Source organism: Actinomycetota bacterium (genome assembly GCA_018830725.1).
Taxonomy (GTDB): Bacteria; Actinomycetota; Humimicrobiia; order JAHJRV01; family JAHJRV01; genus JAHJRV01.
Map to the genome: position 1 here is coordinate 1 of JAHJRV010000163.1, position 10,080 is coordinate 10,080.

Annotated in this window: 12 protein-coding genes; all 12 read left to right on the plus strand. The window is 29.5% G+C overall.

Annotated features, from left to right (window positions below):
* Positions 1 to 197: 197 nt before the first annotated feature.
* Positions 198 to 716 carry a signal peptidase II gene (gene lspA, locus KKC53_07090; GenBank protein MBU2598911.1) on the plus strand — a complete coding sequence of 173 codons (519 nt, stop codon included), beginning with the start codon at positions 198 to 200 and terminating at the stop codon, positions 714 to 716.
* Positions 717 to 1,451: a prolipoprotein diacylglyceryl transferase gene (gene lgt / locus KKC53_07095; protein MBU2598912.1), complete on the plus strand. Its 735-nt coding sequence runs from the start codon at positions 717 to 719 to the stop codon at positions 1,449 to 1,451.
* Positions 1,452 to 1,533: 82 nt separating this feature from the next.
* Positions 1,534 to 2,478: an RluA family pseudouridine synthase gene (locus KKC53_07100; GenBank protein MBU2598913.1), complete on the plus strand. Its 945-nt coding sequence runs from the start codon at positions 1,534 to 1,536 to the stop codon at positions 2,476 to 2,478.
* Positions 2,479 to 2,558: 80 nt separating this feature from the next.
* Positions 2,559 to 2,864, plus strand: a complete 306-nt coding sequence (locus tag KKC53_07105) for a DUF211 domain-containing protein (GenBank protein MBU2598914.1) — start codon at positions 2,559 to 2,561, stop codon at positions 2,862 to 2,864.
* A 23-nt stretch (positions 2,865 to 2,887) separates the two neighbouring features.
* Positions 2,888 to 3,481 (plus strand): VIT1/CCC1 transporter family protein, encoded by a 594-nt coding sequence (locus KKC53_07110; GenBank protein ID MBU2598915.1) that lies wholly within the window; start codon positions 2,888 to 2,890, stop codon positions 3,479 to 3,481.
* Between the two features lie 8 nt (positions 3,482 to 3,489).
* The gene (locus KKC53_07115; protein ID MBU2598916.1) at positions 3,490 to 4,659 is read left to right on the plus strand and encodes a hypothetical protein; all 1,170 of its coding nucleotides are present in this window, start codon (positions 3,490 to 3,492) and stop codon (positions 4,657 to 4,659) included.
* Between the two features lie 182 nt (positions 4,660 to 4,841).
* Positions 4,842 to 5,147 (plus strand): integration host factor, encoded by a 306-nt coding sequence (locus KKC53_07120; protein ID MBU2598917.1) that lies wholly within the window; start codon positions 4,842 to 4,844, stop codon positions 5,145 to 5,147.
* 4 nt (positions 5,148 to 5,151) lie between these two features.
* Positions 5,152 to 5,781: a guanylate kinase gene (gene gmk / locus KKC53_07125; GenBank protein MBU2598918.1), complete on the plus strand. Its 630-nt coding sequence runs from the start codon at positions 5,152 to 5,154 to the stop codon at positions 5,779 to 5,781.
* Positions 5,768 to 6,025 (plus strand): DNA-directed RNA polymerase subunit omega, encoded by a 258-nt coding sequence (rpoZ, locus tag KKC53_07130; protein MBU2598919.1) that lies wholly within the window; start codon positions 5,768 to 5,770, stop codon positions 6,023 to 6,025. The genes gmk and rpoZ overlap by 14 nt, the downstream gene beginning before the upstream one ends.
* Positions 6,026 to 6,074: 49 nt before the next feature.
* A complete protein-coding gene (priA, locus tag KKC53_07135) occupies positions 6,075 to 8,534 on the plus strand; it encodes a primosomal protein N' (protein ID MBU2598920.1) in 2,460 nt (819 codons plus the stop codon).
* A 331-nt stretch (positions 8,535 to 8,865) separates the two neighbouring features.
* Positions 8,866 to 9,372: a peptide deformylase gene (def, locus tag KKC53_07140; protein MBU2598921.1), complete on the plus strand. Its 507-nt coding sequence runs from the start codon at positions 8,866 to 8,868 to the stop codon at positions 9,370 to 9,372.
* On the plus strand, positions 9,369 to 10,080 hold a 712-nt coding region (fmt, locus tag KKC53_07145), incomplete at its 3' end, for a methionyl-tRNA formyltransferase (protein MBU2598922.1). The genes def and fmt, both read left to right, overlap by 4 nt.

Here is a 10,080-nt window from a genome sequence, read left to right on the forward strand (position 1 = left end):
AAAATAATTGAGGAGTATAAGGATTATTTATGTAAAGAAACTCTTACTTCAGAATTAGTATTTTCAAGCACACTTTCAGGTAATATAGAGGAATTTGATATTGAAAAAACAAAAATCAGAGTAGGTATATCTATATCTGGTCCTATTACATAAAATTAAAAATTTGATTTTAAGAGGTAGACAGAATAATTAAATTAATGATAAGTAGAAAAAATGGTATAAGAATAACCTGGTTTTTATGGATTATAGTTCTATTATTTGACCAGATAACAAAATATTTAATAAGAAAGAACTTGCTTTTAGGAGATTCAATTCCAGTAATACCAAATATTTTTCACATAACTCATGTAAGTAACACTGGAGCTGCATTTGGAATATTTCCAAATGCCAAATATTTTTTTATTATTGCTTCTATTATTACTATAGCTTTTTTCCTTTACTTTTTGTATATGTATAAGCAAAAGAATCCTGCTTTTTATATATCGATTGGCTTGATTTTAGGAGGAGCAACAGGTAATAATCTGTTGGATAGAATTATTTTTGGAGAAATAACAGATTTTTTAGATTTTGGAATAAATTCAAAACTTAGATGGCCTGCGTTCAATATTGCAGATTCATGTGTAGTAATTGGTTTTTTTATACTTGCCTTATTAGTAGTAAAAGGAGATCTATTTTTTTTGAAAAAGAAAAATAATGTTTTGAAAGGAGTAAGTTAAATGTATCCCACTCTATTTAAGATTGGCAATATAACAATTCATTCATATGGATTTATGGTTGCCTTAGGTTTTTTAATGGCAATTTTTATAATTTATATTGAATCTAAAAGAAAAGGATTAGATCCTAACCTTGCATTAGACTTGGGATTGACGGCTATGATATGTGGTACACTGGGTAGTAAATTACTTTTTGTTATAAGAAACTGGAGTTACTATTCAGAAAATCCAATTGAAATATTATTAGGATTTGGACAGGGTTTTATATTCTATGGAGGATTAGTCTTAGGAGTACTTGGAGTTGTATTAGTTAGTTACTTTAAAAAGATATCAATTAAAACAGTCGCTGATATGTGTACACCAGCACTTCCACTGGGTCATGCTATAGGTAGAATAGGCTGTCTTTTAAGGGGATGTTGTTATGGAAAAATAACTGATTTACCCTGGGCAATTTATCTTGAGGGAGCATTTAGACATCCAACTCAGATTTATCATTTTTCTCACAATTTATTAATTTTTATTTTTTTATGGTTCATTAGAAAAAGAATTAAAGTTGAAGGGAATTTGATATTAATCTATTTTATGCTTTATGGTTTAGCTCGTTTTATAACAGAGTTTTTTAGAGATAACTCCATATTTGCATGGAATCTTACTGGTTCTCAAATATTTTCTATAGTCATATTTTTTACCTCATTTATATTTTTAATGTATCGATATCGTATTTATAAAAAAATTTAATTTTAAAAGTGCAAAAAACATATAAAAAGTTAAAAATCTTTCCTGTGAAAATTTAGGTTTTAATGTTTTGGTATATTACCCTATGGAAAAACATATAAGAAAGATAAAACTCACATCCTCTTATAAAGATATTGGTAAAAGACTGGACCTTTTTATTTGTGAGAGAATACCAAAACTATCAAGGTCTAGAGTTCAAAAGTTAATTTCACAAGGAAATGTTTTTGTAAATAGTCAAAAAAAATCAAAGAGCCATTTTGTAAAAAGGGGAGATGATATTGAGGTAAATATTCCCCCTTTGTTAAAATTAGAAGCAAAACCTGAAGATATTAAAATAAATATCATATATGAAGATGAGGATATAATAGTTTTATCAAAACCTGCTGGTATCGTTGTTCATCCATCTCCCGGTCATCCTGACAAAACAATTGTTAATGCACTACTTTTTCATACAAAATTTTTATCCGATATTGGTGGAGTACTCAGGCCAGGTATTGTCCACAGATTGGATAAGCAAACATCTGGTTTGATGATAGTAGCAAAGAATGATGATGCTCATAAAAATCTTTCCCAACAATTTAAAAAGAAGAGTGTTAAAAAAATTTATTTAGCATTAGTACATGGTAGAATAGAGGAGGATGAAGGTAAAATTGATGCTCCGATAGGAAGAAGTAGAAGGAATAGAAAGAAAATGTCTGTAATTCCTGAAGGGAGGGAGTCAGTAACTGAATTTGAAGTTCTTAAACGGTTTAATAATTTTACTCTGATTAAGGTAAGGCCTATAACAGGGAGAACTCACCAAATAAGAGTACATCTATCTTATATAGGAAAACCAGTAGTTGGAGATGTTCAGTATAGAAAGAGAAGAAGAATTGAAGATTATTTAAAACTGAAGAGGCATTTTTTGCATGCATCAAAATTGGAGTTTAAACACCCAAGAGATGGAAAAGAAATGAGTTTTGAAGATAAGCTGCCAGAAGAATTAAAAAATTCATTAAATATGTTAGAAACTAAAAATATTGATTTTTAAGAATAGCAATTGTAATATTACATACTAATTAATATAAAATAGTAATAGGATATCAAAAAATATTTGGGAGTGATTAAAAATTGAGTAATATAAGGCGTTTGGTATTAGATGTATTAAAACCACTATCACCATCTATTGTAGATTTAGCTAAGCAATTGGCTGACATTAAAGGAGTTGATGGAGTTGATGTTAGCTTGGTTGAGATGGATGCAAAATCTGAAAGTGTGAAAATTACTTGTGAAGGAGAAGACATAATTTTTAAAGAGGTTGAAGCTATAATCATTGATAATGGAGGTTCAGTTCATAGTGTTGATAAGGTCTCAACTGGTAGTACTATTATTGAAGAAGTTCCAACTCATCAAGATACAGAATCAACCCTTGCTTAATATTATAATATTCAAAAGAACCCATGAACTTTCTTTATAAATTTACAAAGAAATTAAAAGAATATAGGAAAATTTCAGAAGTAGATGAAATTGCAAGGCGCTATTTTGCCATGAATGGTTTTGATGGCTCTCTTACAATGTTAGGACTATTAATTGGTTATTATTTGTCGGGTTTTAATAATCCAGCAGTAATTTTTGTAACCGGAATTTCAACCTGCGTTGCTATGGGAGTGTCAGGTTTATGGGGAACTTACTTAACTGAGAGATCTGAAAGAATAAGTAGTTTAAGGGAGTTAGAAAAAGCAACAATTTCAGATCTTTCTAACACAAAAATAGAAAGCGCGCATAAATTTGCGATGATAGTTGTAACAGTTGCAGATGTTGTTGCTTCCTCTATTACTGCTTTTTTTTCATTACTTCCATTTTTGTTTACCAGGTTTTTTAATATAAGAATTTGTTACTATATTTCATTTGCTCTATCATTTGTTACTCTATTTTTATTAGGAATATTTTTAGGAAGAATTTCTAAGGAAAATATTATTATCTCTGGAGCAAAGATGGTTGTTGCTGGAATAGTAAGTGTTTTAATAAGTGTCTTATTAATAAGGAATTTTTAGATTAAATTATGAATATCAATAAAGATAAAACTTTAAAGGTTAAAGAGCAAAAATCAAATTCGATACTGGCTTTTCTAATAATAATAATAATATCCATTATAATATTTGCTTTTCTATTTTTTACAATTTTGAGACCATTCTTTTCAGGATTTTTTACAGGAGAGCAAACATTAAAAAAACCAATTTTTGAGGTTGCTATCTCTTCACCTACGGATGGTGAAAAGATCCCCACTCTTCAAGGAAAAGCAGAATCTAACATTGAGGTTGTTGTTTCAAGTAATCGACCAATTAATAAAGTAAATATATTCATCAATGGTGTATTAGTTGAGGGTCTTAATAAAGAACCTTATATTTTTAAATGGGAAACAACAACTACTGGAGTATATTCCATATATGCTGAAGCAGTAAATGATCAGAATGAAAAGAAAGAGTCATTACCAATTGAAGTAACAGTTTATTCTCCAGAGGAGGAGGAAATTAAAGAAACTCTGCTTGAAAAGATAAACAGGGTAATAAGTGAAATAGAATATAGAAAGACCAATGGATTTCCTAAAATTTGTTTAGAAACTGAAAATGTCATAGAAATAGATGGGATTACTGAAAAATGGGAAGATTTCGATTCTTTTTCAGCATTTAAAGTAACTTATAATTCAAAGGCTCTTACAAGTCCTTCTGACCTTTCTGGAAGATTTTATTCCGTCTGGGATGATAAATATCTTTACATAATTATAGATGTTACTGATGATGTTTTAACTCCATTAGGGAAGGAAGATGATATTTTAAAGGGAGATGGTCTGTTATTATCTATAGATAGCAATTTATACGGAGATTTAAATGAAAGGATACTTGATGCTGATGATTATCAACTATTTATTTCACCTGGTAATTTCTCAAATATACCTGCTCAGGTAAAAACAATCGTTCCTGAACAGTATGAATTATCCGGGATTAATATTGCTTCATCAAAGAAAGTCGGGGAATATTATATTGAATTAAAGATACCCTGGATTCAAATAGGAATACAGAACCCACAGGATAAGACACCATTTGGATTCAACCTTGATATTTTAGATACAGATCATTTAGGTGAATGTGAGCTTATTATATCTTCTTCTCCTCGAGCTAATTCACAGGATGCTTTGACTTTTGGAACTTTAATTTTAATTAAACCTCCATAAAAAGGGAATCAAGAAATAATATTTCTTATTTTTTAAAGATTTTTTGAGATTTAAATATAAATTTAATTTCATCTGATAAAATAATAAATATTATTTGTATTTTAGGATTATTCTGGTATAATATTAAAACGAAAAAAAATACTTTAAATCTATAAAATTTTGAGGGAAAGGAGTAAATTATAATGTATCCTCCAAAATTAACACCAGAGCAAAGGAAAGAAGGTCTTGAAAAAGCACTTAAACTGAGAAGAGAGAGAGCTGAGTTGAAGAAAAATTTAAAGAGAGGAAAAATTAGTCTTAAGGAAGTTCTAGAGATGAGTGGACAAACAGCTGAAAGAATAAAAGCAAAAGATATTTTAACATCATTACCTGGGGTTGGAAAAATAACAGCTGATAAGATAATGAACGAAGTCAAAATAGCAGCCTCTCGTAGAGTTAAAGGATTAGGAGTAAGACAGACAAAGGAGATTCTTTCTCGCTTTAGTTAGAAGATTGAATACTGTAAAAAAACATCCAATTGGTATAAGCCAAAGTGAACCTGAGAAAGTAAAAAATATAAAGAAACTTGGCAAGTTAATTGTTATATCAGGTCCATCAGGAGCAGGTAAAACTACTCTGATTAGAAAAGTCATGCAAAAAATTCCCACTCTAACCTTCTCTGTTTCAGCTACTACAAGAGCTATAAGAGAAGGTGAGATAGAGAGCGTTGACTACTTCTTTGTGTCTCCAGAAGAATTTAATGATTTAATAAGAAATGATGCATTTATTGAGTGGGCTAAGGTTCATGGAAATCTATATGGTACGTTAAAAAAACAGGTAAAAGAACTTAGAGAAAAAAGAAAAAATGTAATACTCGATATAGATGAACAAGGAGCTAATCAGATTAAAAAGAAAAAAATTCCTGCTCTCTTCATATATATACTTCCCCCATCACTTGAAGAATTAGAAAAAAGGCTCAAAGAAAGGGATACTGAACGTATAAGAGAGATGACCAGAAGATTACAATCTGCAAAAGAACAGATTACCTCAAAAGGTTTTTATGATCATGTTATTATAAATGATGATATCAAAAAAGTTGTAAAAAAATTAAAAATAATTATAGAAGGTTATATTGAAAAATAAAAAATTGGGTAATAAATTTATCGATAAATTAAAAAATAAAGTTGAAAATAGGTATATATTGTCAATAATTGCTGCTAAAAGAGCAAGGCATATACAATCTTATATAAATGCTCAAAAATATATGAGAAAAACAAAGTACCCCAAACCATTAATAGAGACTAATTCAACAAATCCTCTAACTATAGCATTTAAAGAAATTGCTAATGGAAAAATCTCATATAAAAAACCTGAGGAGAAAGAATAAATAATTAAATATAATAGCAGGATCTATTGCTGAATATGGAGAAGTAATAGTGGCAAATAAATTTACTCTAGCCAAAGTGCTAGTGGATCTCCCAATAAAAGAATTAAGTAAATTTTATGTTTATGAAATACCCCCTCACTTAAGAAGTAAAATAAATATTGGTTCTTTAGTAAAAATCCCATTTTCTCATGGTCTACAACTTGGATTTGTTGTTGGATTTACTAATAAAAAACCTGTAAAAAAGATAAAAAAAATTCAAGTTATTTTAGAAGAAAAACCCCAGTTTTCTCCAGTAATGTTTGAACTTTGTAGATGGATGTCCAACTACTATTTAGCACCTCTTTCAAATTGTATAAAGCACATTATTAAACCTGGAGGCGCTGGTGCAATTATTACTCTTGTTAAACTTACCCAAAGCAAGAAAAGATGTTTTGATAAATTATCTAAGAAAGCTTTTTTACAGAGAAAAATTGTTGAGATAATCTCAAACAAAGGAAAACCAGTAAAAATCACAAGATTACAAAAGCTTTTATCTAGAAAAAATTTATTTAATTCTGTTATTTCACTTGAAAAAAGAGGACTAATAAAAAGAATTTACAGTGTTAAGCATGAGCCCATTTCTTATCGTTTTAAAGAAATAGTTAAACTAAAAATATCTCAAAGTGAGGTTAAAGCAACATTAAAACAATTAGAAAATGCTCCTAAACAGAAGGAAATACTTAAAAAATTATCTTTGAAGGTTGAAATTGAACAAAACGAACTTTTAAAAAGTACAAAATCATCTCACTCAAGTATCTCATCACTGGAAAAGAAGGGATACATCGAAATAGTTTCAGAAAGGGTGAAAAGGAAGTTCCCAACTTCTTATAGTGATGAGAGTTTGATTCCTAAAAAGTTAACCTCTTATCAAAAAAAGGCTATTAAGTATGTTGTTGACCAGATAAAAAAGGGAAAATCAGCTACATTCTTATTACAGGGAGTATCTGGAAGTGGAAAGACAGAGGTTTATCTTAGAGTAATATCGTTTATACTTTCTATAGGTAAAACAGCTTTGGTTTTAGTTCCAGAGATTGCATTAACACCACAAATGGTAACTCGTTTTAAAAATAGATTAGGTGATGTTGTTGGAGTTTTTCATAGCAAAATGAGTAAAGGAGAAAGATTTGATCAGTGGATGGATATAAATGAAAATAGATGTCAGGTAGTTATTGGAACTCGTTCTGCAATTTTTTCACCATTAAAGAATTTGGGTGTGATCATTATAGATGAGGAGCATGAAAATAGCTACAAAGAAACAACCTCCCCTCAATATAATGTTAGAGAAGTTGCTCAGAAATTAGCCAAGCTACAAAATTCAGTTGTTATACTTGGAAGTGCTACTCCATGTATTGAAACTAGATACAAAGCAGAGATTGGTGAATATAACTTTCTTACTCTTCCAGAAAGAGTTACAGAGGGAGGATTACCAGAGGTTGAAGTTGTTGATATGAGAAATGAACCAATTGTTCCAGGTGTTTTGGGAATGAGCAATACATTAATATATGAGATTGAAAAAACACTAAATAATAAAGAAGGAGTTATATTATTTATAAATAGAAGAGGATTTGCCACATTTTTACTCTGCACAAGTTGTGGATATGTATTTAAATGTCCAAATTGTGACCTATCCTTAAAATATCACAGAGCAAATCTCTCGCTCATTTGTCACCATTGCAATTATACAACTGGAGCTACAGATGTATGTCCAAATTGTAAGGGTATAGCTCTAAAACCGATGGGGATGGGTACTCAAAGGATTGAAGAGCAATTATACAGATTATTTTCCAAAGTTGATATATATAGAATGGATACAGACAGTACAATAGGAAAGATTTCACATCAGACAATTCTTAACCAATTTAGCCAGAGCTCAGGGTCAATTCTTTTAGGTACACAGATGATTGCAAAAGGTCTGGATATAAAGAATGTGATATTAGTTGGAGTTGTAAATGCTGATACAGCTTTAAATCTTCCGGATTTTAGAGCTGCAGAAAGGACATTTCAACTTGTAACACAGGTTAGTGGAAGGTCCGGTAGGGGTAAAAAAGTGGGAAAGGTAATTATACAAACACACTTTCCAGAGCATTATGCTATAGATTGTGCAACAAAAGGCGACTATTTAACATTCTATAAAAAGGAGATTAAATTTAGAAAAGAACTAATGTATTCACCATATTCTTATCTTATAAATATATTAATTTCTGGTAAGTTTGAAGATGATGTTATTAATCTTAGTAATGAAATATTATCTTTTATTAAATCGAAAGAAATAGATAATTATGCTACTATCTTAGGTCCAGCACCAGCTCCTCTTTCAAGAATTAAGAATAAATATAGATGGCATATATTTATAAAAACAGAAAAACCTGATAAAACGAAAGAAATATTGACTCAAACAATGTTAGAGATTCCTAGATTAGGTAAGAAGGCTAAATATGTAGTAGATGTTGACCCTATATCAACAATGTAGATAACTTTTTTACATATCTAAATAAGACTGCTTTCATCAAGTAATAAAGTAAAAAATGATTAAACATAATTTCAAGGTATTAGATAAAATTTAAAAATAGACACCTTTAGAGTTTGAAAAGTTTTAAAATTTAGGTTAGTATTTTTCTCTTAATTATTTTTAGATAGATTTAAGTTTTAATATTAACTTTATGGTATATTTTTAAAGGAAATTTAGATTAGAAAATATATATAAAGTTTCCAATAATTTTTGGATATTGGTAAAAGTGTTAATATTTTTAAATGGTAATTTTTTAAATTTGGAAAGTTAAACATACAAGAGAAAATTGATAATGGCAAAAAAGATGATAAGGATATTTGGAGACCCCGTTTTAAGGGAAAAAAGTTCAGATGTCAAAGAGATAGATAGTGAGATTAAAAAATTAATTAAAGATTTAGTAGACACCATGAAAAACTCTTCTGGTGTAGGTATTGCAGCTAATCAAATAGGTGTTTTAAAAAAAGTGGCTGTTGTTGATATTGGGGATGGATTAATCGAACTCATAAATTCTAAAATTATAAAGAAGGAGGGAGAAATAGAACAACAAGAGAGTTGTTTAAGCTTTTACTCCTTAAGTTGTCCTGTAAAGCGAGCTGAAAAAATTTCTGTAATAACTAAAAATTCAAAAGGACAGAAAGTTAAAATAAAGGCTGAAGGTCTGTTGGCAAAAGCGATTCAACATGAGATTGATCATCTTAATGGTGTTTTAATTATTGATCATGCTTCAAATGAAGATAGAAGAAAAATACTTTTAGAAATGAATGAGTTAAGAAAACAATATCAGGAGGTAAAGATTTGAAACTCATCTTTTTGGGAACGCCTCAATTTTCTATTCCATTTTTAAGAACAATAAATTCATCACATCATAAAATTATTGCTGTTATAACAAATCCTGATAGAAAGAGTGGAAGGGGAATGAGAATAACATCACCTTCCATAAAGAAAGAAGCTATCAGATTGGGATTAAAAGTTCTTCAACCTCCAAATATTAATAACCCGGAATTTATTTCACAAATTAGTAAACTTAAAGCAGAAGTGGGAGTTGTTGTAGCATATGGAAGGATTTTGAAAAAAGAAACTATAAACATCATGAAAAAAGGATGGATTAATCTTCATCCTTCTTTACTTCCAAAATATAGAGGTCCATCACCAATTCAATGGGCAATATTAAATGGAGACCAAACAACAGGTATTACTACAACTTTTTTAGAGGAAAAGATGGACTCGGGTGATATCATTTTGCAAAAAAAAATCAAGATCAAAGAAAATGATACTTTGGGAAAGCTCAAGCGAATAATTGAAAATGAAGGCTGTAAAATATTAATGGATACCCTAGATTTAGTTGAAAAAGGGAATGTAAAGACTGTCATACAAGATGATAGTTTGGCTACATATACTAAAAAAATCACGAAAAAAATTGCAACTATAAATTGGGATAGTCCATCAAAGAAAATACATGATCAAATAAGAGCTTTAAATCCTACCCCTGGTGCTCAAACATCCATTA

Excerpts from the sequence above, each read along its gene's own strand:
- lspA (MBU2598911.1), top strand. The coding sequence starts at position 198 with ATGATAAGTAGAAAAAATGGTATAAGAATAACCTGGTTTTTATGGATT.
- lgt (MBU2598912.1), top strand. The coding sequence starts at position 717 with ATGTATCCCACTCTATTTAAGATTGGCAATATAACAATTCATTCATAT.
- KKC53_07100 (MBU2598913.1), top strand. The coding sequence starts at position 1,534 with ATGGAAAAACATATAAGAAAGATAAAACTCACATCCTCTTATAAAGAT.
- KKC53_07110 (MBU2598915.1), top strand. The coding sequence starts at position 2,888 with ATGAACTTTCTTTATAAATTTACAAAGAAATTAAAAGAATATAGGAAA.
- KKC53_07115 (MBU2598916.1), top strand. The coding sequence starts at position 3,490 with ATGAATATCAATAAAGATAAAACTTTAAAGGTTAAAGAGCAAAAATCA.
- KKC53_07120 (MBU2598917.1), top strand. The coding sequence starts at position 4,842 with ATGTATCCTCCAAAATTAACACCAGAGCAAAGGAAAGAAGGTCTTGAA.
- def (MBU2598921.1), top strand. The coding sequence starts at position 8,866 with ATGGCAAAAAAGATGATAAGGATATTTGGAGACCCCGTTTTAAGGGAA.